This window comes from Armatimonadota bacterium (assembly GCA_022563855.1).
Taxonomy (GTDB): Bacteria; Armatimonadota; Fimbriimonadia; order Fimbriimonadales; family Fimbriimonadaceae; genus JADFMN01.
On record JADFMN010000005.1, the window covers coordinates 1 to 24,153 of the forward strand.

21 protein-coding genes are annotated in these 24,153 nt (G+C 61.5%); 13 read left to right on the top strand and 8 right to left on the bottom strand.

Going from position 1 to position 24,153, the window contains the following annotated elements; all coding sequences use genetic code 11:
- The first annotated feature begins 93 nt into the window (after positions 1–93).
- The 3 genes from deoC (at position 94) to IH944_07595 (ending at position 3,411) form a co-directional block, all read left to right on the top strand.
- Positions 94–1,014 (top strand): deoxyribose-phosphate aldolase, encoded by a 921-nt coding sequence (deoC, locus tag IH944_07585; GenBank protein MCH7904413.1) that lies wholly within the window; start codon positions 94–96, stop codon positions 1,012–1,014.
- A gap of 64 nt (positions 1,015–1,078) precedes the next feature.
- A complete protein-coding gene (locus tag IH944_07590) occupies positions 1,079–2,536 on the top strand; it encodes an aldehyde dehydrogenase family protein (protein MCH7904414.1) in 1,458 nt (485 codons plus the stop codon).
- The gene (locus tag IH944_07595) at positions 2,536–3,411 is read left to right on the top strand and encodes an aldehyde dehydrogenase family protein (GenBank protein ID MCH7904415.1); all 876 of its coding nucleotides are present in this window, start codon (positions 2,536–2,538) and stop codon (positions 3,409–3,411) included. The genes IH944_07590 and IH944_07595 overlap by 1 nt, the downstream gene beginning before the upstream one ends.
- 112 nt (positions 3,412–3,523) lie before the next feature.
- Here IH944_07595 and IH944_07600 read toward each other — a convergent pair whose 3' ends face one another.
- Both IH944_07600 and IH944_07605 read right to left on the bottom strand, forming a co-directional pair.
- A complete protein-coding gene (locus IH944_07600; GenBank protein ID MCH7904416.1) occupies positions 3,524–3,877 on the bottom strand; it encodes a hypothetical protein in 354 nt (117 codons plus the stop codon).
- 61 nt (positions 3,878–3,938) lie between these two features.
- The gene (locus IH944_07605) at positions 3,939–5,159 is read right to left on the bottom strand and encodes an MFS transporter (GenBank protein ID MCH7904417.1); all 1,221 of its coding nucleotides are present in this window, start codon (positions 5,157–5,159) and stop codon (positions 3,939–3,941) included.
- Positions 5,160–5,363: 204 nt separating this feature from the next.
- Between IH944_07605 and IH944_07610 the strand changes: the two genes are divergently transcribed.
- From IH944_07610 to IH944_07630, 5 genes are all read left to right on the top strand, one after another.
- The gene (locus IH944_07610) at positions 5,364–6,107 is read left to right on the top strand and encodes a hypothetical protein (protein MCH7904418.1); all 744 of its coding nucleotides are present in this window, start codon (positions 5,364–5,366) and stop codon (positions 6,105–6,107) included.
- A gap of 620 nt (positions 6,108–6,727) precedes the next feature.
- On the top strand, positions 6,728–9,157 hold the full coding sequence (locus IH944_07615; GenBank protein ID MCH7904419.1) for an extracellular solute-binding protein: 2,430 nt from the start codon (positions 6,728–6,730) through the stop codon (positions 9,155–9,157).
- A complete protein-coding gene (locus IH944_07620; protein ID MCH7904420.1) occupies positions 9,154–10,893 on the top strand; it encodes a carbohydrate ABC transporter permease in 1,740 nt (579 codons plus the stop codon). Before IH944_07615 ends, IH944_07620 begins: the two co-directional genes overlap by 4 nt.
- 194 nt (positions 10,894–11,087) lie before the next feature.
- Positions 11,088–11,708, top strand: a complete 621-nt coding sequence (locus IH944_07625) for a hypothetical protein (GenBank protein MCH7904421.1) — start codon at positions 11,088–11,090, stop codon at positions 11,706–11,708.
- A gap of 4 nt (positions 11,709–11,712) precedes the next feature.
- Positions 11,713–12,243: a hypothetical protein gene (locus IH944_07630; GenBank protein ID MCH7904422.1), complete on the top strand. Its 531-nt coding sequence runs from the start codon at positions 11,713–11,715 to the stop codon at positions 12,241–12,243.
- A 556-nt stretch (positions 12,244–12,799) separates the two neighbouring features.
- Here IH944_07630 and IH944_07635 read toward each other — a convergent pair.
- On the bottom strand, positions 12,800–14,377 hold the full coding sequence (locus IH944_07635; protein MCH7904423.1) for a hypothetical protein: 1,578 nt from the start codon (positions 14,375–14,377) through the stop codon (positions 12,800–12,802).
- Between the two features lie 140 nt (positions 14,378–14,517).
- Between IH944_07635 and IH944_07640 the strand changes: the two genes are divergently transcribed.
- Complete coding sequence (locus tag IH944_07640; protein MCH7904424.1) at positions 14,518–15,843, top strand: amino acid permease; 1,326 nt, start codon at positions 14,518–14,520, stop codon at positions 15,841–15,843.
- A 91-nt stretch (positions 15,844–15,934) separates the two neighbouring features.
- On the opposite strand, the gene IH944_07645 is transcribed toward IH944_07640, so the two are convergent.
- Together IH944_07645 and ndk are read right to left on the bottom strand one after the other, a co-directional pair.
- The gene (locus IH944_07645) at positions 15,935–16,981 is read right to left on the bottom strand and encodes a PEP-CTERM sorting domain-containing protein (protein ID MCH7904425.1); all 1,047 of its coding nucleotides are present in this window, start codon (positions 16,979–16,981) and stop codon (positions 15,935–15,937) included.
- A gap of 219 nt (positions 16,982–17,200) precedes the next feature.
- A complete protein-coding gene (ndk, locus tag IH944_07650) occupies positions 17,201–17,614 on the bottom strand; it encodes a nucleoside-diphosphate kinase (GenBank protein MCH7904426.1) in 414 nt (137 codons plus the stop codon).
- Positions 17,615–17,695: 81 nt separating this feature from the next.
- Here ndk and IH944_07655 point away from each other — a divergent pair, with 81 nt between their 5' ends.
- The 4 genes from IH944_07655 to IH944_07670 are packed head-to-tail and all read left to right on the top strand — an operon-like array spanning position 17,696 to position 21,240.
- Positions 17,696–18,613 (top strand): ABC transporter ATP-binding protein, encoded by a 918-nt coding sequence (locus IH944_07655; GenBank protein ID MCH7904427.1) that lies wholly within the window; start codon positions 17,696–17,698, stop codon positions 18,611–18,613.
- Positions 18,606–19,562 carry an ABC transporter permease subunit gene (locus IH944_07660; protein MCH7904428.1) on the top strand — a complete coding sequence of 319 codons (957 nt, stop codon included), beginning with the start codon at positions 18,606–18,608 and terminating at the stop codon, positions 19,560–19,562. Before IH944_07655 ends, IH944_07660 begins: the two co-directional genes overlap by 8 nt.
- On the top strand, positions 19,559–20,476 hold the full coding sequence (locus IH944_07665; protein MCH7904429.1) for an ABC transporter ATP-binding protein: 918 nt from the start codon (positions 19,559–19,561) through the stop codon (positions 20,474–20,476). Before IH944_07660 ends, IH944_07665 begins: the two co-directional genes overlap by 4 nt.
- A complete protein-coding gene (locus tag IH944_07670; GenBank protein MCH7904430.1) occupies positions 20,476–21,240 on the top strand; it encodes a hypothetical protein in 765 nt (254 codons plus the stop codon). The genes IH944_07665 and IH944_07670 overlap by 1 nt, the downstream gene beginning before the upstream one ends.
- 122 nt (positions 21,241–21,362) lie before the next feature.
- On the opposite strand, the gene IH944_07675 is transcribed toward IH944_07670, so the two are convergent.
- From IH944_07675 to IH944_07685, 3 genes are all read right to left on the bottom strand, one after another.
- Complete coding sequence (locus IH944_07675) at positions 21,363–22,220, bottom strand: hypothetical protein (GenBank protein MCH7904431.1); 858 nt, start codon at positions 22,218–22,220, stop codon at positions 21,363–21,365.
- Positions 22,217–22,774, bottom strand: coding sequence for an RNA polymerase sigma factor (locus IH944_07680; GenBank protein MCH7904432.1), 558 nt, complete (start codon positions 22,772–22,774; stop codon positions 22,217–22,219). The genes IH944_07675 and IH944_07680 overlap by 4 nt, the downstream gene beginning before the upstream one ends.
- 102 nt (positions 22,775–22,876) lie before the next feature.
- Positions 22,877–24,136 (bottom strand): DNA polymerase, encoded by a 1,260-nt coding sequence (locus tag IH944_07685; GenBank protein ID MCH7904433.1) that lies wholly within the window; start codon positions 24,134–24,136, stop codon positions 22,877–22,879.
- Positions 24,137–24,153 lie beyond the last annotated feature (17 nt).

Below are 24,153 nucleotides of genomic sequence, written 5' to 3' on the forward strand. Positions count from 1 at the left end.
CACCCCGCCCCCCCCCCCCCCCAAGCCTCTGAACACAAACCCGAACCAACCCGAACCACCCCAAACTCCCTCTCAAGTAAACTCTAGCCACAAATGGCGCGCCCGAGCCTGACCAGTCTGCTCGCCCCAGGGGCGTTCGACCGGCCTGTCGACCAGGTCGGCGCGGACGAGCGCGCCGCGAAGTTCACCAAGCGCAGCATCAAGACCGCCGCGAAGCTCCAAGGCTTGAAGATGGTCGTCTCGATGACCGACCTCACCACGCTCGAAGGCAAGGACTCCCCCGGGAAGGTGCGGCAGATGTGCGTCAAGGCGCTCCGCCCCGACCCGCGCGATCCAAGCGTTCCCTCCGTGGCGGCGGTCTGCGTCTATCCGAACCTCGTCCCGACAGCCGTCAAGGCGCTGCAAGGCTCGGGCGTCCATGTAGCTAGCGTCGCGACGTCGTTCCCCAGCGGGCAGTTCCCGATCGGCGGAAGGCTCGACGAAGTTAGAAGAGCGGTCGAAGCGGGCGCGGACGAGATCGACATGGTCATCAACCGAGGCGCGTTCATGCAGGGCGACTACAGGAAGGTCTACGACGAGATCGTGGCGGTCAAAGAAGCGTGCGGCAGCGCGCGGCTCAAAGTCATTCTCGAGACAGGCGAGCTAGAGACCTACGACAACGTACGCCGCGCCAGCCACATCGGAATGGAGGCGGGCGGCGACTTCATCAAGACATCGACCGGCAAAGTCTCCCCCGCCGCGACGATGCCCGTCACCCTCGTCATGCTCGAGGCGATCCGCGAGCACTACCTGAGCACTGGTAAGAGGATCGGCATGAAGCCCGCCGGCGGCATCCGCACTGCCAAGCAGAGCCTCCACTACCTCGTAATGGTCAAGGAGACGCTCGGCGACGACTGGCTCGCCCCCGACCTCTTCCGCTTCGGCGCGAGCACACTGCTGAACGACGTGCTCATGCAGATCACCAAGCTCCGCACCGGCGCGTACCAGTCGGCGGACTACTACACTTTGGACTAAGACAAAGATGGCGAAGACTAAGACGAACATACGAATGACGGTGAAGATGTCAAGCAACGGGCGGATGAGAGCACCCAAGCTCAACTTCGGCGACAAGTGGGAGTACTCCCCCGCGCCGGAGAGTACGGCGATCGTCAAGATCGACGATCAGTACGGCCACTTCATCGGCGGAAAGTTCGTCGAGCCGATCGAAGGCCGGTACTTCGACACCGTCAACCCCGCGACCGAAGAGACACTCTCCCACGTCGCACATGGCACGCAGAAGGACGTTGACAGGGCCGTCAAGGCCGCACGCAAGGCGTACGACAAGTACTGGGCGCCGATGAGCCCGCGCGACCGGGGCAAGTACCTGTATCGCATCGCACGAATGATCCAAGAAATGGCACGCGAGTTCGCCGTGCTGGAGAGCATGGACGGCGGAAAGCCGATCAGGGAGTCGCGCGACATCGACGTCCCGCTGGTCGCGCAGCACTTCTTCTACCACGCGGGGTGGGCGGACAAGCTCGACTACGCGTTCCCAGGACGGCGCACGAAACCGCTCGGAGTCGCGGGGCAGATCATCCCCTGGAACTTCCCGCTGCTGATGGCGTCGTGGAAGATCGCCCCCGCCCTCGCTTGCGGTAACACGGTCGTTCTCAAGCCCGCTGAGACCACGCCGCTGACGGCCTTGCTGTTGGCCAAACTCTTCCAAGAAGCCGACCTCCCGCCGGGAGTCGTCAACATCGTCACCGGCGACGGCGAGGCTGGCGCGGCCCTGAGCAGCCACGCGGGCATCGACAAGATCGCCTTCACCGGCTCGACCGAGGTCGGCAAGATGATCCAGCGCAGCGCGAAGACCGACCACATCACGCTGGAGCTCGGCGGCAAGGCCGCGAACATCATCTTCGAGGACGCGCCGCTCGACCAGGCGGTGGAGGGGATCATCAACGCGATCTATTTCAATCAGGGCCACGTCTGCTGCGCGGGCTCGCGGCTGCTGGTGCAGGAGAGCGTCCACGACGAGGTCGTCCGCAAGCTCGACCACAGAATCCAGAGCCTAAGAGTCGGCGATCCGCTCGACAAGAACACCGACGTCGGCGCGATCAACAGCAAGGCGCAGCTCAACCGAATCCGCCAACTGGTCAAGGCGGGGAAGGAAGAGGGCGCGGAGTTCCACACCAGCCGGTGCAAACTCCCTGAGCGCGGCTGGTTCTACCGCCCGAGCTACTTTACGGGCGTAGCCCAGTCGCACGTCATCGCGCAGGAGGAGATCTTCGGCCCGGTGCTCGCGATCATGACCTTCCGCACCCCCGCCGAGGCGGTGCAGAAGGCGAACAACAGCTGCTACGGGCTCAGCGCAGGGGTCTGGACCGACAAGGGCAGCAAGATATTCAAGACGCTCGGCGAACTGAACGCGGGCGTCGTGTGGGCCAACACGTTCAACAAGTTCGACCCCGCCTCACCGTTCGGCGGATACAAGGAGTCGGGGTACGGGCGCGAAGGCGGCAAGCAAGGGCTCGCGGCATATCTGGAGGTGCGATGATGGCTGTCCGGCTCGGCGTCAAGAAGACCTATAAGCAGTACATCGGCGGCAAGTTCGTGCGGTCGGAGAGCGGTCGTTCTCTCCAGCAGCTTGGCAAAGACGGCGAGTTCATCGCCAACTACTGCCACGGCTCGCGCAAAGACCTCCGCGACGCGGTGAAGGCCGCGCGGGGCGCTTTCTCTGGATGGAGCAAACGGACGGCGTTCAACAGAGGCCAGATCCTCTACCGCATCGCCGAAATGCTCGAAGCGCGGGAGAACGAGTTCTGCGACGTGATGTGCGCAGAGGGGAGTGCGACCTGCGAGCAGAACATGATCGAAATCCAGTGCGCGGTCGACCGCTGCGTCTACTACTGCGGTTGGGCTGACAAGTTCGACGCCGTGTTCGGAAGCGTCAACCCCGTCGCCGCCGACTACTTCAACTTCACCGTCCCCGAGCCGACCGGCGTCGTCGGAATCGTCGCCGACGAAGGCACCGCGTTGATCGGCCTCGTCTCCCAGATCGCCGCAACAGTAGTCAGCGGCAACGCCTGCGTCGTCCTCGCCTCGGACGAGTACCCGCTGACTGCGATGGAGTTTGGCGAAGTACTCGCGACCTCAGACGTGCCGGGCGGGGTGGTCAACATACTAAGCGGAAAGAAACACGAACTGATTCCGCACCTCGCCAAGCACATGGACGTCAACGCGATCGACTACCGCGACGGCGACGGGCAGACTGTGGCGCAACTCATCGACCTGGGCACCGAGAACGTCAAGAGGGTCAGAGTATCCAAGCGAAAGGCCCGCGCAGGATGGCTGAGCGACAAAGCGCAAGGCCCGGAACAGATCGAGAAGTTCGTCGAGATGAAGACGGTCTGGCACCCGATCGGCGTCTAGGCGCTCCACGGCATCTTTATCTGTTTTCGACGGATTCGGGGGTACTGATTCTGCCTCTTGCCCCTTCGATCCGTTTAGGAGGATGCATTGGCACCTGGTTGGCACGAAACAGTTATTTCTTAGGCTTGTCTTCTGAAGCCTCGTCTTCAGGTTTCTCTCTTTCCGGTTTCGTCGGCAGCAGCCCAGGATTCCCCTGCGCGTACAGCCGGATTCCGCGATTCGCGAGGATCGAGCCGATGCCGGCCATCACGATGAGCAGCAGTACTTTGAGCAACACCCCGAACGCCGCTGCAACCGTGGCGTTGATATTGATCGTCTCACCGCCCGAAACCTCAATGGCTTCGCCCGGCGGAACGGCGAACATCTCGCGCGCGAAAATAAAAGCCGTAACGATGAGCGCTACGCCGCCCAAGAACGTCAATAACCCGAGAGTCGTCGCGAGCGCATCGCGCCGTTTTTCAGGCAATCGAAATAGCCTCCGGAAGGGTGGTTTGGCGGCTGTGCATCGAACCGCTCCATGATACCGCTCAAGCCTCGCGCGCACGGTCAACGGGTTGCCTTACCCTCAAGGCCATGACGATCGGCACGAGCATCAGCGCCCCGGCAAGCGCGTACGGTATCCAGGGCGAGCGCTGGTACAGGCTGTTGCCGATCAGGGGGCCGGCAATCCGCGCCAGTGCGCCTAGAGCCTGCGTGAGCCCGAAGACGCCGCCGACGATCGCAGCCGGCGCGGCGCGCGAGATCAGGCTCGACAGCGAAGGCGAACTCAGACCGGAGCCGACCGCGAGCAGTCCGGCGACGCACAGAGCCCAAGTCCACGGCGGTGCCCACGGCATGAGAGCAAGCGCGGGCGCCATCAGGAAATACCCGACCCTGACGAGCGCCGTCTCACCGAACTTTGCGACGAGCGGGCGGATGAATCCGCCCTGGACGATCGCCATTACGACTCCGACTTCAGTGAGGATGAGCGCCGTGTGGAACTCGCTCAGATCGAACACGTCGTGGGCCATGCGAAAGTACGTGCTCTCCATGTTCGACATCGCAAAGTTGACGGCGAAGAACAGGATCAAAAGGTAGCCGAGCCCCGGCAGCCGCAAAGCGGTCCGAAGGCTCTCGGCCATCCCGATGCGGTCGGCGGAGGGCGCATCCCTCGGCAGCTTCAGACTCTCCGGCAGGAAGCGAAAGACGTAGGCGAAGTTGACGAGCGCCATGGCCGCTGCCGCCAAGCCGAGCAGCACCGGACTCTCTCCACCGAGCCCGATCAGGTAGCCGCCCACCGGTGGCCCGAGGATGAAGCCGAGGCCGAAGGCGATCCCTAGCTTGCCCATCGCCGCCGCTCGATCTTCCGGCTTGGTGACGTCGGAGATGTACGCGTACGCCACGCTGATGTTTCCTGCGGCGAACCCCATCAGCACACGGGCGCCAGCGAGGATCCAGAGCGAGTCGGCCTGCGTATACGCAAGCCCTGCAAGCACCGCCATACTGGTCGTGACCAGCAGGATCTTGCGACGGCCGATTCTATCGCTCATGCGGCCCAGAATCGGCGAGGTGAGCAGTTGGGCGATGCTAAAAAGAGCGAGCGTGAGCCCGATGATCAGGCCGATCGTCATCGACCCTTCTGGCAGCGCAAGCCGGTTGACGAGCTTCTCGCCGCGCAGCTGCAGGTCGGGGATGAACAGGCCGAACGACAGGATGTCGAGGAACACCGTCATAGTGATCGCCAGTACGTTCGGCGGACGGCGGCTCATCGTGGGGAAGTATAGACGACTCGGGCTTTGAATCGACGCGACTGTTGCGCCACGTTTTTCGAGCGAACCCGTCGGCATCTAAAACCAGGATGGATTGGGCTCCGTGCTCAAAAGACCGGTTCGAAGCCGAAGAACTTTGCCAGAACGCTGTAACATATTCTAGTGGGGACAAGAGGTTGGGTGATGACGACGAACTACTGTACGGTGAGCGAGCGAATCAGAGGGGAGTCTGCGGGAGATGTGCGCATGTTGAGTCTGTTAAGCCTCCGCAAGTCCACGCGGGCCTTGTGGCCCTGGCTCCTCGCTGGGCTTGCGGTAATGAACTGGTCATGCGGCAACGGTCAGGCTCTGCCGGAGCAGAGTGAGTCCGACTCAAATCAATCGGTCGGAGCATCTACCGAACAACGGGCGAAAGATCTGGGTGAGCAGGCGAAGGTTCACACCAGCGAAAGCGTGGAGGCCGGTGCCATCACGCCTGAGGCCGCGATATTCATCGTCGATGGTCTGTTCGACGATGAATATACGTACAATGTGTTCGCGTCTGCCACGCTACAGACGCTTTCCAAACTGGACTTCGATTTTACTCCAATCGTGCTCGCACTTTACGAGCACAGGGCTAAAACACTTAGCAACTCTGATGCCCTGACGGCAACATCGTTTAGGATTTTTCGGCAAGCAATTATTGTGGCCCGACAAGACCTACCGGAGCACTATGCCGTGATATTCATCGCTGGGCCGAGCATCGACCGAGCATACGATGTTCTCTTGCAGCACGGTCTTTCGGCTATTGTAATTGAAGAGGGCGCAGATCGAGGCCTCGCGTATCCCGTCGGCCAAGAATCTAACGTTTGGGAGGCACTCGATAGCGACCCGGATAGCAGCGAGTACATATTGAACTATCTCGATTTCCGCGCGGGATTTCGAAGTACGCTGCCCGGCGGCAGTTAGCGCATCATTGAAGCGTTAGCGACAGACCGCCTGCCGAGTCACACAAAGCAAAGGCCAGCCAATCAACTTCGACCGGCTGGCCCTCGCGACACTATTCGACAAGGCTCCCTGTGCCTAGACCATCCATTCGCTATGGTCGCGCTCAATAAAGTGCGTTCTCGGCACGCGGAACCTCAAGATCAGTGGTTGGAACCTCTCGACATACGATCGGCTCCCGTGCTACTCGTCGCGCTCGCAAACGGCATCTGACTAGCTTCGCCATGTCCGCCCGCGAGACTACCGAGAAGGCTTCCCAACGGACTCCTCCTCCGGGCATTCACCCGGTTCTTGCATTGGCCTGCGGAGTTAGCTGACGGGTTAGAATCAAGAACTACTCTTCGCCTCACAGGCGATTCACCCCGAAACTTGGGTCCCCCGCTGCCGGTCCCCCGGCATTAGGCCTCGGAATCTGGCGGAACTTGCCGCCACCCCTAGTATACGACAACATCCAGCGAATCGATCACAGTTTTTCCAGACTGATCGGCGCCTCTTTGGCGACGTATCGCTTGATCCGCGAGTCTAGGGCAGGGCTGCCGGTATGATTTTGCAGAAGGTCGGCCCAAGCTGACTTGAACCCGGCGATGCGAACCTGCCTCCGTCTCTTGACCCTAGTTCTTGGAGCAACGCTCGTTGCGCCGCTCCAGGCCCAAGGCGAGAAGCAGATCGATCTGATCGTTTGGGGGCACCAGATCGGCCCGGAAGACAAGGGGCTCGACGACGTAGTCCGCCGTTTCGAGGAGCTTCACCCGAACATCCACGTCAAGATGCTCGGCATGGGCGCGGGTCGAATGAACCCGCAGAAGCTGATGACCTCGATCGTCGGCGAAGTCCCGCCCGACGTGATCTTCCAGGACAGGTTCGCCGTGCCGGACTGGTCGCACCTCGGCGCGTTCGAACCGCTCGACTGGCTGATCGAGCGCGATCGCGCAACCGATCCGAACACGCCGGTGCCCGAGAACTACTACGTGGCGCCGTGGGCCGAGGGGATGTACAAAGGAAAGTTGTACGCGATCCCGTGGATGGCCGACACGCGCGTGCTGTACTGGAACCGCGACGCGTTCGCAGAGAGGGCCGACGACCTCCGGGCTGCCGGACTCGATCCAACTAGCGCGCCGCAGACGTGGAGCGAGACGCTCGCCTACTCTCGCGTGCTGACCGAGTTCGACGACAACGGCCAGCTCGTTCGCGCAGGTTTCATTCCCAACTTCGGCAACTCCTGGCTGTACATGTACGCGTTCCAGAACAACGCGAGCTTCATGTCGGCCGACGGGACGGAGTGCACCCTCAACACGCCCGAATCGCTCGAAGCGCTGCAGTTCATGATCGACGGCTACGAGATTCTTGGCGGGATCGAGAAGGTCGATCTGTTCCTGGCGTCGCTGCGGGGGGAGGAGAACGACCCGTTCTTCAAGGGCCAAATCGCCATGAAGATCGATGGCGACTGGATTTTGCCGAGCATCGCGCGGTACGCGCCCAGGCTCAACTTTGCGGTCGCCGAGCCCCCGGTTCCAGACGATAGGTTCTATAAGCGCGGTCGCTTCAAGGACGAAGAAGATACGTTCATCACATGGGCCGGAGGCTTCAGCTACGCGATTCCAAAGGGTGCGCGCAACCTCGATGCAGCGTGGGAGTTCATCAAGTTCCGCTGTAGCCCAGAGATGCGAATGCTGGAGATGGTTTCTTACGGAAAGCTCCAGCGCGAGCGCGGCCGGCTGTACGTTCCTCGACCTCACGCCGAGATCTCGACGAATCTGCTCGCGATCGAGCGGCTGATGCCGGTCGCGGGCAACCTGCGCGATGCATCGGAGCTACACATCTCGATGCTCGGGGTCGCTCGCTTCCGCCCTTCGACTTTCGCGGGTCAGCGACTGTGGGACGAGCACGTGCGGGCGATGGACAGGGCGCTGCGCGGCACCCTCACGCCGGAAGAAGCGCTGCAATCCGGCGAGGATCGAGTGCAGAAGTACTTGGACGATGTGCTCGGCAGAGATCAGCTCCCGCTCGCCGATCTGCGCATTCCGGTGGTCATTGGCCTGGTCGGATTTATCTTCGGATCGGTTCTGATCGTCGGCTGGTGGAAGCGGCAAAAACTGGGGCGCCTCGCCCGGCACGAAGCGATCTGGGGATACATCTTTGCCGCGCCGTGGATCATCGGGTTCGTCGTGTTCACGCTTGGGCCGATGGCGGCTTCGCTGTACATGAGCTTCACCAGCTACAACGTTTTCTCCGCCCCGAGGTGGGTTGGGATGCAGAACTACAGCGACCTATTCGTCGCAGACGCCGAGCTGCTGTGGAAGGCGCTGTTCAACGTGCTCTACCTGGGCGGCGTCGGAGTCCCGCTCGGCATCATCACGGGTCTCGCGATCGCCATGATGCTGAACACCGGCGTGCGCGGGCTCCGCTACTACCGAACGATTTACTACATGCCGTCGGTGGTGCCGCTGATCGCCAGCATCATCCTCTGGCTATGGATACTCGATCCCGATCCAAGTCGCGGGATTCTCAACGCGCTCTGGGAAAACACGATCACGGAGTGGTTCGGGACCAGGCCACCTGGCTGGCTGGCCGTCGAGTCGTGGGCAAAGCCGGCGCTGATCACCATGGGCTTGTGGGGGGCTGGGGGCGGCATGATCCTGTGGCTCGCCGGTCTGAAGGGGATTTCGCGCCAGTTGTACGAGGCTGCAAGCATCGACGGCGCGACGGCGTGGCAGGGGTTTTGGGCGATCACGATACCGCAGCTGAGCCCGCTGATCTTCTTCAACGTGATCATGGGCAGCATCGGCGTTCTACAGACCTTTGATCAGATTTATGTCGCGGTGAACGGAGAGGGCGCGGGACCGAACGACTCGCTGCTCGTGCCGGTTTACTTCCTGTTCCGCGAGGCGTTCTACTACTTCCGGCTCGGCTATGCGAGCGCGCTAGCGTGGCTCATCTTCGCGATCGTCATGGTCATCACGCTGATCCAGTTCAAGGTCGCGCCGCGATGGGTGCATTACGAGGTTGACAAATGAGCCAGCAGTGGCTGTTCGTCGTCGGCGCGGTGCTCACGTGGGTTGGCTGGTTCGCCGTATTCAGAGCCGCGCTCTTTGCGTTTCGAGCATGGTTCGGCGCCGCCTTTGAAAACAGTGCCGACCTGAAGAAGCGTGCGGTAACGGCGAGCATTGTGGCTGGCGTCTGCCTGCTCATCGGCGCGTTCATGCCGATGGAGACCGGGCTGCCTCAAACGGAACCGTGGAGCGTTCCGCTCGTTTGGTTCATGGCTCCGTTCCAGGGGTTGTTCGCGTTCGGTTCCGCGGTGTTCATGGTCATTTATGCCGTCAAGGCGATCTCGGCGATTACGGCCGCTGAGAGGGCGCAGCGGCTGAATACAGTGGCGATCTGGGCGGGCGTGTGCGGCCTTTGGGTGTGGTGGTTCGTCGCGACTGACGGTGCGGTAACGGTGTTCCGCGGAGAGATTCAGATGTCGCCGGCCAAGGTCATCGGGCTGGTCGTACTGGCTATAGCAGCGATTGCAGTGATGGTCTACACCGAGCGAAACGCACGCACTCGCGGGCTCGCCAAGAGCGTCGTCACGCACATTACGCTCGTCGCCGGTTGCGTCGTGTTCGGACTCCCGTTCATCTGGCTGCTCATCACTAGCTTCAAAGAGGATCGCGACATCACCACCACGGCCGGAATGGTCTGGATTCCGAGGGTGCAGCAGGTCGTCGCGTTCACGGACGTTCGCAATCCGCTCTACGAGTTCAGAAGTCGAGGCAACAAGATGCGCGGCGTGATCGCCGAGGAGCGCACGGGCGGCCGAGTGCTCATGGAGATCGAGCGTCCGTTCGGCTACCGGGGCAGGCGGGTTGTTATTGATCGAGCCGATCTGGTTGCAATTCAGCGGCTCGCGCCGGTCGTTTCGACCATTCATGAAGGCGTCGAGGTCGTCGGCTACGTGATCGAGGAGATGGAGGGGGGTGAGCGCCGCGTCAACATCACCGAGCCCGAATCGCGGCGGGGCGAAGAGATCGTCGTGGCGATCACAGACACCGACCCGGTGCGCGAAATCGGATTGCGATGGCAGAACTACACGGAGATGCTCGAGTGGCTACCTCCGGACACGAACCACGGGCTAGTCTACGTCAAGAACACGATGATCCTCGTGATCATGTCGGTGATCGGTACGCTCATCTCGTCGGTTCTCGTCGGCTACGGGTTCTCGCGCCTGCGGTTCCCAGGGCGCAACTTTATGTTCATCGTGATGCTGGCGACGCTCATGCTGCCGGGGGCCGTGACGATGCTTCCGACCTTCCTGATCTTCCGATCGTTCGGATGGATCGACACGCTGTACCCGATCTGGGTTCCGACGTTCTTCGCAGGCGCGTTCAACGTGTTCTTGCTCATGCAATTCTTCCGCACGATCCCGATGGAGCTCGAGGACGCCGCGAAGATCGACGGCTGCACCTACGTGCGCACGCTGTTCCAGATCATGGTGCCGCAGATCAAGCCGGCGTTGGCCGTCATCGCGATCTGGACCTTCCTGGGCGCGTGGAACAACTTCATGGGGCCGCTGATCTACATCTCGACACCCGAGAACATGCCGATCGCCTACGCGCTGCAGATCTTCCAAGGCGAGCGCGGCGCGGAGTTCGGGCTGATGATGGCGTTCTCGACGCTTGCGACGATTCCCGTGCTGCTTCTGTTCTTCTTCGCGCAGCGGTACTTCATCGAAGGCGTTCAGTTGTCTGGTCTCGGTGGGCGGTGATTATGGGTCAAGGGTCAAGGGTCTAGGGTTGAACGGGGGTGTCCACTTGGCGACAACCTGGCGACGGCAAAGCGGCCGACGGCCTTCTGAAAGGAGGGTTGAACGGAGGTGACTACTCAGTGACAATTCGGCGACAGCAAAGCGGTCGACGAATTCTTGCGAAATGTCTGATATCCTATGCAGTAGGCACAAGGATGGAACGGCTGATCAGCTACCGAGTGGTGCGGGAAGGCAGCGCGTGTTCACGGCGCGACCGTGGGTTTGCGTGGGGCAAGCTGGTCATTGCGGTCTTCGTTGTCATCCTCATCGCGGCACTCCTTTTCCCCGTGTTCGCGCAGGACAAGAACGGCGGCTACAGCCGGACGATGGACAACCTGAAGAGGCTAGCGACGGCAAATACACTGTACGCAGAGGACTTCGACGGACGTCTGCCGGTAGCGGAACGGTGGATGGACTCTATCGTTTCGCGCGAGGGTCAATACCCGATAGCAGAGGAGACGCTGATCGATCCGGAGCTATCAGAGCGAAAGGACGGCCAGTACGGGTTCGCCTTCTACAAGCCGCTTTCTAGTATCGAGATTGCATCCGTAGCCAATCCGTGGGATTTCCCGATGCTGTTCCAGTCAACGCTGTTAGAGCGCAACGCAACAGGAGATCTTTCGACGCTGCCCGACCAACCTCGGAACGGCCATACAAACTATTTCGCGACACTGGATACGCACGTCAGTAGTCGGAAGCCGCCCTGGCCGGAGTCGCCGATCGTGCTGAGCTTCAAGCCGGATTCGGAAGACGGTGAGGAGGTGGACGAAAATTAGCCGCGTGAATCAACTGCTTCTTCTCTTGGTCGTGGTCGCGTTTGCTGTCATGCTTCCCCAGTTTCTGTGGCCGATCCAGGGAAACGACAAGGAGTATGACCGTATCCTGGTTCGAGAGTCGTTGGGGCACGCTAAGAGCCTTGCCACGGCCTTCTTGCTGTACGCGGCGGATAACGACGACCGCCTGCCGCTGGCAGAGAACTGGGCGGATGCAGTGCAGCCGTATCTTAACAACTATGATGCCTTTTTAACAGCTTGGCCGCGGACGTCCCCCACTCGTTTCGCGTTCTTCGAAGAGCTTTCCGGAGTCAAGACTTTCGAGGTGATGAATCCAACCTCAGTCCCCCTCGTGTTCGAGTCATCTTCACATGAGAAGAACGCCCACGGGGGACTGGAGATGGCCGCATGGAGAGGGGAGATGGGCTGCGCAGTCGGGTTCCTCGACACAAGCGCGAGATTCATGCCCAAGTCCTGGTCGCTCGAGTCCGTCTTTGTAGAAATCACTCCCACCGAAGACGATACTGAATCGGACTGACGCCTAAGCAGGCATCTGCGGACTAGCAGCCCGCGCTCCGAATCCCTCCCCAGGCCTGCGGGCTGGTATTCGCGGCTGACGTTCGTGGTCGGGGGAGGCAAGGTGGGGGCCTTGACATCGATGGACTAAGAGTCCGCGCTCCGAATCCCTCTCCCGCCTGCTGGCTGGTATTCGTGGCTGACGTTCGTGGCCGGGGGAGGTTAGGAGGGGGCCGAGCGTCATCGCGTCGAGAGCGCGGTGTCGCAGGAGCGTCACCCTCCAGCGATACCGCGCTGTACGCGGTCCGTCCTTCGCGCGCAGGTCTGGAGACCCGCACCACAATGGAGGGTCGTGCTCCAGTGCGACCTTGGCTTTCATCAGCCACATCACCCGCGATCTATCGGAATCACGATGTCTGTGGACTAAGAGTCCGCGCTTCAAATTTTCCTGGGCCAGATTCATGGCGGTGATCCGGACCCCCTCCCTAACCCTCCCCCAAAGGGGAGGGGATCGTCGCAGCAAATCCCAATCGCGAGGGGATACGTATTACGGCGATTCAAGCTCCTTCCCTCGCGGATCACGTAGACGCCGACGCTCTCCCGCGACGCATCATCCAGATGAACGCGACGAATGCCACCAGCACTGCAATGCACGCGGCGAGCCCCCAGGCGCTGCCCGTCTTGGCCGCGACGTAGTACGCGATAGCCGCTGCCAGCGCGGCGAGCAGCGCGTACGGCAACTGGGTACGAACGTGGTCCATCAGATCAGAGGCAGACCCGATCGAGGCCAAAATCGTCGTGTCGGAGATCGGCGAGCAGTGGTCTCCGAACAGCCCGCCGCTCAGCACCGACCCGATCACGAGCGCCTGTGAGATGCCGAGATCGTTCCCAAGCGGGATCGCTATCGGCATCAGAATCGCGTACGATCCCCAAGACGTGCCGGTCGCGAACGACATCGCCGCGCCGACCAAGAAGATAACCGCTGGGATCCACACGACGGGCAACGACTGTTGCGCGATCTGCGTCACGTAGCCCGCCGTGCCGAGGTTGTCGTTGTTGCAGATGGCGCCCAGGGACCACGCGAACACCAAGATCGCCAGCACTGGAAAGATCGCCGCGCCGCCCTTGATCCACTCGTCAACGACCTTCGTGCCCTTCGTCTTCCGCGCGATCATCCGCCCGCCGATTACGAGCGAGCCGACGATGAACCCGAGCATCACGGACAGCGTGCCGTCAGCATTGGAGATCGCGTCCTTGAGGGGGGTCGGGTCAGGGCGGTCCCAAACTCCGCCCGTGTATAGGAACATGACGATCGTGCCCGCGAAGAGGCCGATCAACCCCCAGCCCATCGTCCACGCCTTGTTTGCAGCGTCTTCGGGCACGTCTTGAGGCACCTCGATTCGCAGCGGAGTCGCACCTTTGCGGAATAGCTCGCCAGTCTCGGCAACGCGCCGTTCGGCTCCGCGCATCGGGCCGAAGTCGGTCTTGAAGAACGCGAGAATCAGGATCAGCGCCAGAGACCCTAGCGCGTAGAACTGATACGGGATCGCGCTGACCAAAGTCTTCATCGCCTCTCCCGAAGTCATGTTGGCGTTCTCGGCGATGATCAGGCCCATGATGTACGCGCCCCAAGAGGTCGTCGGAACGAGCACGGCGACCGGCGAGGCGGTTGAGTCGATCAGGTACGCCAGCTTCTCGCGCGAGATCCGCAGCCGGTCGAAGATCGGCGTGTACACCGGGCCGAGGATCAGAGTGTTCGCCGTATCGCTGAAGAAGATCACGAGCCCCGAGAACCACACCGCAACGTGCGCGCGCAACGGGTTTGTGACGTGCCTGCTGGCCATGAACGCGAACGCGGTCATTGCCCCGGACAGTTGCATCAGCGCCACGAACCCGCTGATGCAGACGAGCAGGATCAGCACCGCCGCGTTGTCCGTGTTGCCGACCGAGGGCACGACGAAGTCGCGCATTACCGTGACGAACCCCTCAAGAGGATTCACCGAAATGATCCCGCGATCCGGATCCCAGTTGAGGATCGACCCGCCGACGAGGATGCCCGTGAACAGCGAGAGGAAGACGTGCCGGGTCCACACCGCAAGCCCGATAGCTACCAGCGGCGGCAAGAGCGATATCCAGCCGAAATCGTGAGGTTCCATCGCGTCAACTCTCAGAAGGAGCCAAGCACTGAGACACCTTAGCACAGCGGAATAGCGCCAGGTTGAGTTCGCTGGCGTATACTCCCTGCGCAAGATTGCCCGTCGCCAGCAGAGACAAAGCTATGAGTGAAAAGCCGTCATTGAACAGGGTCCTTGGCCCGGTCAGCGCGATCTCGATCGTCGTCGGCTCGATCATCGGCGTTGGCATCTTCCTGACGCCGGGCGGAGTGGTCACTGCGACTGGCGGTGGCAGCCTCGCGATGGTTGCGTGGATGATCGGCGGCGTCATCGCAATGCTCGGCGCTCTGTGCTTCGCCGAACTCGGCACGATGTACACGCGCAGCGGCGGGCAGTACTCGATCCTGCGCGACTCATACGGCCCGCTCGGCGGGTTCCTGTTCGTGTTCTGCAACGCCACCGCGATCCAGTGCGGCGTAGCAGCCATCATCGCGATCATCTGTGCGAACCACTTGGGCTTCGCGATGACGGGTTCGGAGCCCGGAGGCCATTGGGCGCTGATCATAGGGACCGTCCTGATCTCGGGGCTTGCGTTGAGCAATATCGTCGGGGTCAAGTACGGCGCGACTGTCCAGAACGTCACGGTCTTCGCCAAGGTCGCCACTCTGATCGCGGTGGGAGCCCTGGCTTTGTTCGCTGAGCCAGCAGCGCCTTCACCACTTGAGCCCCAGGCTGGAGCGAGTACGATGGGTTTGCTATTCGCCGGGTTCGTAGGCGTGTACTTTGCGTACGGCGGCTGGCAGCACGCACTGTGGATCGGCGGGGAGATACGAGAACCGCGCAAGAACGTCCCGCGCGCCATGATTGGTGGCGTAGCTCTTGTGATCGTCGTCTACATGCTCGCAAACTGGGCGTACCTGCACCTGCTCGGGGACTCAGGGGTCGCCAACAGCAAAGCGATTGCGGCCGAGGCGGTATCGCAAGTCCTGCCCGGAACCGGAGCGCGGATCGCCGCCCTGGCGGTCGCTTTGTCGGCCTTCGGTGTACTCAACGCGCAGTTGCTCTCCGGCCCGAGGCTCCTCTTCGGAATGGCCCGAGACGGCCGGTTTTTCAAGCCGTTCGGCGAACCGCACAAGAAGTTCCACACGCCGGTCTGGGCCATCGCGCTCATCAGCGGCCTCGGCCTCATTCTGCTCTGGGCGGCCAAGGCAGATGGCGTCGACAAGCTCCTAACGGGAGTCGTGCTGATCGATGCCGTATTCATGGGTCTGACCGGTCTCGCCGTCATCGTCCTCCGCCGGCGGAGGCCTGATGCCGAAAGAGCCGTCCGGGTGCCGCTGTATCCGGTCGTGCCGATCCTCTTCATGGTCGGCATTCTCGCCGTGATCGTCGGTACGTTCATGGACGAAGGCTCTCGAAATGCCGCTCTCATCGGCGTTGCCTATATTGCCGCAGCCGCGGTCTGCTACTTCGTATTCTTCCGCAAGCAACAGTCGACGTCAGAGTGAAGGTGGATCATGTGAATGGCGATCACTCCGGGCTGGCCGAGTTCGTGAGGCCAATCGTTCGGATCAACAGTTTCCCAACTTCCGGCCATCTCTATCTCCTCCTCCGTCTGGCCAGCGCCAGAAGAGCGAGGCTCAGCGCGGCAAACGTTCCTGGCTCGGGAACAGGGGTCATCAGGTATGCGCGACCATCTCCGTTGTGCTCCCCGTAGCCGACGATCTGGCCGGCATCGTTGATCTCTCTTGCGCTGAGAAGCTCCCACCCGGCGCCGGGGGGAAGCAGGTCGTTCAAGTCGGTCATCGCCCCGCTGCTCCACAAGAGCGCGCGCCCGTCGCTCCCGCCCACGACGTCGCCCGCGGCGTTGATGTCGAGCGCATAGCTGTCCGCACCCCCCAGCGCGCCCAGATCGGTCATGACCGCGCCGCTCCACAGGAACGCGTGCTCCGGTCCACCTGCTGATACCTCCGAAATGCCGACCGCCTGAGCCGAATCGTTGATCGCGCTGGCGGCGGCGTAGCGGCCCCCGAGCGTTCCCAAGTCCGTCATCGTCCCGTTCTCCCATAGAAACGGTCGTGACATCCTGTTGCCGATTAAACTAAAGCCCACAACCTGGCCGAGGCTGTTGATGCCGTAGGCGATTGCGGCGTCGCCGCCGGGCAGCGTACCGAGGTCGTTCATGGTTCCGCCCTCCCACAGAAACGCGCGGAGCTTACCCCCGCTCGCCTCAGCCCAGCCGACGACCTGGTCCGAGTCGTTGATGCTGTACGCCACGCTGTTATAACCACCGAGCGTACCGAGAACGGTCATTTCGCCCTCGACCCAAAGGAACGCCTGGGTGGCCGCCCCCCACTGGCTGGTCGATCGGCCGACGACGTGGTCGAGAACGTTCACACCGTTCCCGTAGCTACGTATGAAACTGCCCCCCAATGCTCCGAGGTCGGTCATCCCGCCGTCCCGCCAGAGAAACGCGCGTGCAAGTCCCGACTTGTTATATGAGGAACCGACGACATGGCCGGAGGAGCTAATGCCCTGCGCCTCGCTAAAGTCCCATGCCAGCGTTCCCAGGTCTTCGATCGTGTACTGCGCCGCCGCAGCGAACGGCATCGCGAGCGCGAGTAGCAAAAAGTACTTCCTCATCATTCTCTCCAGTCTGCAAAGTTAAGACGTCTAATCAGACTGGATTGTACGACACATTTTGCCCGAACGCCCGCGCTCCAAATCCCTCACAGCGTGCCTTCGTTCGCCCATTGCAGGTCTGGAAATCAGCGCCACAGAGGCGAGCTCGAGAACCGTTCGCGGCCGAAGGAGAGGGTCTGCCGCCTTGCACGCAGGGCGGAGTAGAACTCCTAGCGCGTCAGGTTACGCCGTGCCGTCCGGGAACCACAAAGCCAGCTCGCGGGCGGCAGCTTCGGGATCGGCCGCCGAGTGCGTCAGGTTCTCCTCGATCGTGAGCGCGAGGTCTCCGCGCACGGTGCCGGGTGCTGCGTCGACCGGATTCGTCGCGCCCATCATGGTGCGGATCGTCTGAACGGCGTTCTCTCCTTGCACGGCCATCGCGACGATCGGCGCGCTGGTCAGGTAGTCGCAGACGTCTTTGAAAAACGGCATGTCGACGTGCTCGGCGTAATGCTCTTCAACGATCGACCGCTCCGCTCGGATGAGCTTCAGTCGAATGATCTTGAGCCCGCGCGCCTCGATCCGCCCGACGATCTCGCCGACCAGTTTTCTTTCCACTCCGCCCGGCTTGATCAGCACCAGAGTCGTCTCATCCATGATCGTGCCAGAATACCTTTCACTGGGACCAGGCAACGGGCCGGGCTGGCCCCCCGTATTGGGCCAGTAGGCCGACGCTCCATGTCCATCGCTGAGTTTGAGAACCTGACCGTGAAGTACGGCAACTTTGTGGCGCTGGACAGTTTCACAGCCGCCCTGCCGGAAGGGTGCGTCGGGCTGCTCGGCCCGAACGGCGCAGGCAAGACGACGCTCATCAAAACGATGCTGGGCTTCATCGAGCCCGCTGCGGGAAGCGGGAGGATTCTCGGCCACGACCTGGCGACCGAGGGACCGATGATCCGGCAGAACGTCGGCTACATGCCCGAGCAGGACTGCCACATCCCCGGAATGAGCGCGGTTCAGTTCGTCGCTTACGCCGGCGAGCTTGCCGGTCTTCCGCGCAACCAGTCGCTGCGGCGCTCGCACGAGGTGCTGGAGTACTGCGGTTTAGGAGAGGCGCGATACCGCAACGTCGAAACGTACTCGACCGGAATGAAACAGCGCATCAAGCTAGCTCAGGCGATCGTACACGGACCGAAGCTGCTGTTGCTCGACGAGCCGACCAACGGGTTGGATCCGCGAGGGCGGGAGGACATGCTCGAGCTGATCCGCTCCGTCTCGCACGGCAAGGGTGTCAGCTGTCTGGTCTCGAGCCACCTGCTGAAGGACGTCGATCGAATATGCGATTACGTCATCGTTCTTCTGGAGGGGAAGCTGCGCAAGGAGGGGCCGATCCGCGACCTCAAGACGGTCAAGGGCCATCCGATCGACGTGGAACTGAAGGAGGACTCGCCGGACTTCGTCACGGCGGTCCAGGCGCGGGGATTGGGCATTGAGCTGAACAAGCGGCACGAGTACAGGATCCATGGGGACGGGACGCTCGACGAAATCGCCAAGCTGGTCTTCGAGGCGGCTCGTGAAACAGGTGTGCAAGTCAGGCAGCTGGGCGTAGCCCAACGGTCGCTCGAAGAGGCGTTCCTGGAGGCGATCAGTGGCTAGCACAGGCGGCCCGATCGCCGACCTCTCATACCGTGGTTACGACGGGCAGCTCGACCCGCCGACGAAGCGTTGGAAGGTCATCGCCATGCACGGCGTCCGCACGGCCCTCAAACAGAACGGCAGGTTTTGGTTCTTCACCGGTGCGGCAGCGTCCTGGTACTACCTCGTCATGCTGATCGTGCTGTTCGTCATGGATCAGCTCTCTATGGGTAACGCCTCTGGCCTAGGACAGGCCACGGATTTCTTCGGCGGGCTCAACTGGGACGACCAGTTCATCCAAGGGATCGGCCAAGGGTGTTTCGGATGGCTGTTCGCCGCCGTCGCATTCGCGAGCGGCGCCATCGCCAACGACAACCGGTCCAACGCCATGCTTGTTTATTTGAGCAAGCCGTGCACCAAGCGCGACTACCTCATCGGAAAGTGGGTGGGCGTGTGGATACCTCTGACCGGATTCATGCTCGCTCCGTCCCTGATCTTCTACGTCTACGGCGCGTTCAACTACCGAGCGATGGAGTTCATCTCCCAGGACCCGTTCATGATCGTCAAGGTCGTGATGGCGATCGCAGTCGTCTCGGCGTTCTACACCAGCATCGCGATCGGGATCAGCTCGCTGTTCAACCAAGGGCGCATGGCTGGCGCGACCCTGGTCGGGGTCTTCATTTTTCCGTATCTGTTCGTGCGGGTGATGTCCGGAATCATGTTGAACGCACGGGGTGTGGACTCGCAGCTGTTGGAGAGGCTCTCCTACCTCTCGATCGACCGCATTACGTCAGGGCTGGTCAAGCTGTGGCTCGACTCGGACGGTGCCCGTTTCATGGGCGGTGACGACGGACCATTCATATCCGGCCCTCCCGAGATGATGCAGGCTTATCCGATGATTTTCGGCATCGGCGGGCTCGCCGTCTGGATTGCTTGGAAGCGCATTCGCGCTGTGGAGGTGGTCAAGTGATCCGGTTCCGGGACGCATCCCGCTGGTATGGCGAGGTCATCGGCCTCAACGACGTCAACGTCGAGATCGGCCCCGGCGTCACTGCGCTTCTCGGTCAAAACGGGGCTGGCAAGACCACCATGATGCGCCTGATCACGGGCCAGCTCCGACCGACGACAGGTCGGGTCGAGGTTTTTGGCGAGAACCCGTTCGCGAACGCGGCGATTTACAGCCGGATCGGCTACTGCCCGGCGATCGACTCGTTCCCAGAGCACCTGACCGGTCGGCAGTTCGTCCATCGCATGGCGCGATACATGGGCTTCCACCAGGCCGAGGCAGCCAGTCGGACCCAGAAGATGCTCGAGCGCGTCGGCATGGCCGACCGTTGCGACAAGCGCCTGCGGGGGTTCAGCAAGGGGATGCGGCAGCGCATCAAACTCGCCCAGGCTATGATCCACGATCCCGAGATGCTTCTGCTGGACGAGCCGCTCAGTGGGCTCGACCCGGTCGGTCGGCGCGAGATCATGGACTTCCTGCAAGAGTTCGCAGACCAGGGCAAGATCGTGCTCGTTTCGAGCCATATTCTTTTCGAGGTGGAGGAGATGACCCGGTCGATCCTGCTTCTGCACCGAGGACGGCTGCTCGCCGCAGGCGACTTGCGCTCGATACGCGAACTGATCGACAGACACCCGCACCGCGTTCGAATCCTCACCGACCAGGCGCGCGAGGTCGCCTCCAGGCTGATGGCTCTGCCGTACGTCATCAGCGTGGAGGTCGATGCGAGCGAGAAGGAGGTCGAGATCCGGACTCGCGAGGTGGATCGTTTTTACGACGCGCTCCCAGGGCTGGTCCTCGACGAAAACCTTCGCATGTTCGGCTTTGAAAGCCCCGACAACAACCTGGAAGCGGTGTTCCAATACTTGGTGGAGGCCTGATGAATTTCTACGCCTTCTCCCAAATGCTCAAGGATATGCTCAGGGTGAACCGCGTGATCCCCTGGGTGCTGATCGCGATCGTGCTCGGTGGGGCCGGAGTACTTTGGGTTACGTATTCTAGCGGGATCGCACACGACGTTGCATACGGCGCAGTCGCCAGACAGATCGTCTACAGGATCGTCGCGCTCGCTGCGGCCATCTTCGTCGCGAGCATCGTCAGCCAGGAGGTCGAACAGCTGACCATCGAGTACACGGTGACGCGCGCCGTGCCACGTGGAGTCATGATCGTCTCGCGCTGCCTTGCGGCGATCGTAGCAGTGATGCTGGCGGGATCCCTTGCATTAGGAGCAGTTGGACTTGGCATGCTCGGAGGCAGCGTGCTCACTTCGTCGTTCTTCTGGAACGATTTGCTGGTCATTCTGATCGGGGCCACAGCTTACTGCGCGTTTTTCACGTTCATCACTCTTGTCATCAACAAGTCGATGATGTTCTGCGTCGGATTCGCGTTCTTCTGGGAGTCGTTCGTGTCCAACATGCCCGGCGACCTTTACTACCTCTCGATCTTGAGCTATATGGACGCGATCGCCACCCATCCGGGACACGACGTGTCCTCGCCCATCAATCTAATCGCGGGGAGCGGCGCCAACACGATCCCAGTCTGGGCGGGCTGGACAGTGCTTCTTGGGATCGGTGTCGCGATGATGGCCCTCAGCGCATACTGGTTCTCGACGCGCGAGTTCCTTCCGCGCGAAGGCGCAGAGTAGTTCTAGCCGGTATCAGGGTCGACAACGTTTCGGCTGGCGCTTGACCGCTAGGCTCGCCGACCACCAAGAAGAAGGCCCCGGCTCCCGCTAGGGAATCGGGGCCGACTGATCGAGAGTCTCTGCTATGCAGCCGTCGGAGTGCGCGGAGGGGTGACCTCGTGATCATCGTCTTGGTCGTGGCCGAAGAAGTCGAAGTTGAAACCGTCGGGGCCGTCGCGCAGATCGGCGAAGTTCAGGACTTCGAACTTGATTCCGGTCGGCAAGACCGGCGAGAGCAGCGACTCGTCGACGTCCTCGTTGAACCGGAACATCAGTTCTGCTTTCGTCACGCCGTCCTCGGTCACCGTCACGTTGAGCGGCAGGTCGGAGCCCGCATCGATGGTCAGATACGCGACCATCGAACCGTCTCGCACGATGACGTCGTACACGCTGCGTCCGTCGCGCACGACGATCGCGGAAATGTCGACGTCGGCCTCGTCGTGGTGGTGGCTCATGATGTTCGTGAATCTCAGTTGCTTGATGACTTTATCTGCCGGGAAATTGAGCGCAAACGGCACTTGAACCAGCATCGCCGTGTCAGAACCGTACTCCCAAATGAGGAGATCGCTGCCGTCGTACGAGATGTCAGCCTTGCCGTCAAGCGACGCGTGCCACCGGTTGCCCTTCATCGCGAAGACCAGGTTGTAATCCTCGTCATCCTCGGCGACGTCGATCTCGATGTACACGGTTATGATGTCATCGTACGCGTTCGTGATCAAGTCCCAAGTCTTAGCCGTAGCCTGTTGAGGAGTCATGAACATGACCGCCGCGACGACGAGCCCAGCTGCGGCGACACCGCCGAACGCCCACTTGAACCGCTTGTCGAACCAAGACTTCCCGCGCGGCTGTCGAGACGTAAACTCGGTCCAGTTCCGCAATCCTTGCGGCGCCTTGTCGCCCATCGGCAACTTCTCAAAAATATCCTTCATGTCCTTGCTCATCGTTCTTCCTCCACACCTGCCAGGTCGGGGAACGCCTCGCTCCCAGCACTTCGGAACGCCTCGCGAGCCCGTTGCAAGAGGCTGTTTGCTGCGTCCCGGGTTCGATCCATGACGACTGCTATCTCCTCGGTAGAGAGTCCGTTGACGTACTTGAGAACCAGCGCCTGACTGTGGTCGTCGCTCAGCTCGTCAAGCACGGAGTTCAGAGAGTGGCGCTCCAGATTGCCGGGCTCTACCGCAGGGTCCAGTCCCTCCAGCGGAACTTCGCGTCTTCGGTACTTCTTCCGGAGCATATCCGCGACTCGTCTGCGGGCGATCCCGAGCAGCCACAGTCGCGGCTTCTCTACTTTCGCGCCGTCGTTGATGCGCTTGAACGCCGAAGCCATCACGTCCATCGCGACGTCCTCGGCGTCCTCACGCTGGTCAAGGCGCGCCGAGACGTATCTCCAAACGTCGTCCAAGTACCGGCTCTGCAGTTCAAACGGCGTTATAACAGTGGCTCCCTCCTCCCACGTCCAGTGTTCTGCCGCTTGCAGCGCCTCTTTCGTCGTCATATCGAGTATCCCAGCCCAAGGTCGAAGTCGATCTCCGGCCTGGCAGTACTTGGTTAGTCGCTTCCCGAGGCCGGAATCTATCGGGGCCTAGAAAAGTCCCGCTCAATCGTTGTCTCCCTTGCCCTCGCTGAACAGCTCGGTCTTGTCGAACGCGATCTTCTCGGAGGCCTCGTCCTTGGTTCGCATCACGTTCCCCAGGTGGATCGCGTTCTTGCCGAACTGGGCGTTGATTTGATCTACGGCTTGGCTGACGGACTCGCGGCCCTGCTGGTCGTCGAACAGGCTGCCGGTGAACCCGTGCTCGTCGCTCAGGTTCGTGAACGTGAGCCCGACCTGGTACGGCTCTTCGAACTCGCTCGACTCCCAGGCCAGGTTGAACTTTTCCAGCACGGTCTGATCGTCGTTGCTGGCCGGGAGGTGCGAGGACACATGCCAGCTCTTCTCGTAGCCGATCACACTGAAGTGCACCTCGCTTGACCTGAGATTCTGTCCTCGGAGTCTGGCCGTCGACTTTTGGATCAACCGCATCAGGATGTCGTGACAGCCTTGGCGCGTCCGGTATTTAGGAGCGAGCACCGATGAGTGCCCCAGGCTTTTCTGGGCTTCGCGATCATCGGCGATCTCGTAGCCGCGCAGCAGGTACCACCACCTTTCGCCGATGATCGAGCCGAACGCACGACGGAGCTGCTCTGGCGTTCGGTCGATCAGCTCGTCGGAGCTGAATATGCCGCTGGCTCGAAGGCGCGCCTCGATCCTCGTGTTGATCCCGGCGAACGTCTTGAGGTCCAGGCCAGCGAGTCGCGCTGGCAAGTCCTCGGCGCGGATCACGACGAGCCCGTCCGGCTTCTGCAGATCGGTGCCAAGCTTGGCGAGAAATGTGTTCGGCGCGATGCCGATGCTGCAAGTGATGTTCTCTGCCACCTGCGTCTTGATCGCGGCTTTCAGTTGCTTTGCTAGGCTGATGCATACGTCCTCCTTCATCTCGTCGCCCAAGAGCCGAAAGCTCATTTCGTCGACGCTGCGGACCTTCTCGACGGGCAGCACGGAATCGACCGCTTCAAGAACCCTCTTGTGATACTGGACGTATAGGCGGTGGCGGGCATCCACGACCTGCAGTTCTGAGCACCGGTCGCGTCCGTCTCCCACCTTCATGCCGGTTCTGACGCCGAACGCCTTAGCCTCGTAGCTCGCGGCGATGATCGTGCCGGAGCGTCCGACTACCGGCGCAACCGCTACCGGTCGGCCGAGCAGGTCAGGGCGATCAGCCTGTTCGACCGAAGCAAAGTAAGCGTTGATGTCGAGAAATAGAATCCGGAGGGGGCGATGACTCGACTTCGCCAAGCGCGGGTCCGCTGCTCCCATGTCAAGAGTATAGTCGA

What these genes read in the sequence shown, in the direction of transcription:
- IH944_07670 (MCH7904430.1), top strand. Translation starts at nt 20,476, where the DNA reads ATGAATTTCTACGCCTTCTCCCAAATGCTCAAGGATATGCTCAGGGTG.
- IH944_07645 (MCH7904425.1), bottom strand. Translation starts at nt 16,981, where the DNA reads ATGATGAGGAAGTACTTTTTGCTACTCGCGCTCGCGATGCCGTTCGCT.
- IH944_07605 (MCH7904417.1), bottom strand. Translation starts at nt 5,159, where the DNA reads ATGAGCCGCCGTCCGCCGAACGTACTGGCGATCACTATGACGGTGTTC.
- IH944_07655 (MCH7904427.1), top strand. Translation starts at nt 17,696, where the DNA reads ATGTCCATCGCTGAGTTTGAGAACCTGACCGTGAAGTACGGCAACTTT.
- IH944_07595 (MCH7904415.1), top strand. Translation starts at nt 2,536, where the DNA reads ATGGCTGTCCGGCTCGGCGTCAAGAAGACCTATAAGCAGTACATCGGC.
- IH944_07635 (MCH7904423.1), bottom strand. Translation starts at nt 14,377, where the DNA reads ATGGAACCTCACGATTTCGGCTGGATATCGCTCTTGCCGCCGCTGGTA.
- ndk (MCH7904426.1), bottom strand. Translation starts at nt 17,614, where the DNA reads ATGGATGAGACGACTCTGGTGCTGATCAAGCCGGGCGGAGTGGAAAGA.
- IH944_07685 (MCH7904433.1), bottom strand. Translation starts at nt 24,136, where the DNA reads ATGGGAGCAGCGGACCCGCGCTTGGCGAAGTCGAGTCATCGCCCCCTC.
- IH944_07680 (MCH7904432.1), bottom strand. Translation starts at nt 22,774, where the DNA reads ATGACGACGAAAGAGGCGCTGCAAGCGGCAGAACACTGGACGTGGGAG.
- IH944_07675 (MCH7904431.1), bottom strand. Translation starts at nt 22,220, where the DNA reads ATGAGCAAGGACATGAAGGATATTTTTGAGAAGTTGCCGATGGGCGAC.
- IH944_07625 (MCH7904421.1), top strand. Translation starts at nt 11,088, where the DNA reads ATGGAACGGCTGATCAGCTACCGAGTGGTGCGGGAAGGCAGCGCGTGT.
- IH944_07620 (MCH7904420.1), top strand. Translation starts at nt 9,154, where the DNA reads ATGAGCCAGCAGTGGCTGTTCGTCGTCGGCGCGGTGCTCACGTGGGTT.
- IH944_07590 (MCH7904414.1), top strand. Translation starts at nt 1,079, where the DNA reads ATGAGAGCACCCAAGCTCAACTTCGGCGACAAGTGGGAGTACTCCCCC.
- deoC (MCH7904413.1), top strand. Translation starts at nt 94, where the DNA reads ATGGCGCGCCCGAGCCTGACCAGTCTGCTCGCCCCAGGGGCGTTCGAC.
- IH944_07615 (MCH7904419.1), top strand. Translation starts at nt 6,728, where the DNA reads ATGCGAACCTGCCTCCGTCTCTTGACCCTAGTTCTTGGAGCAACGCTC.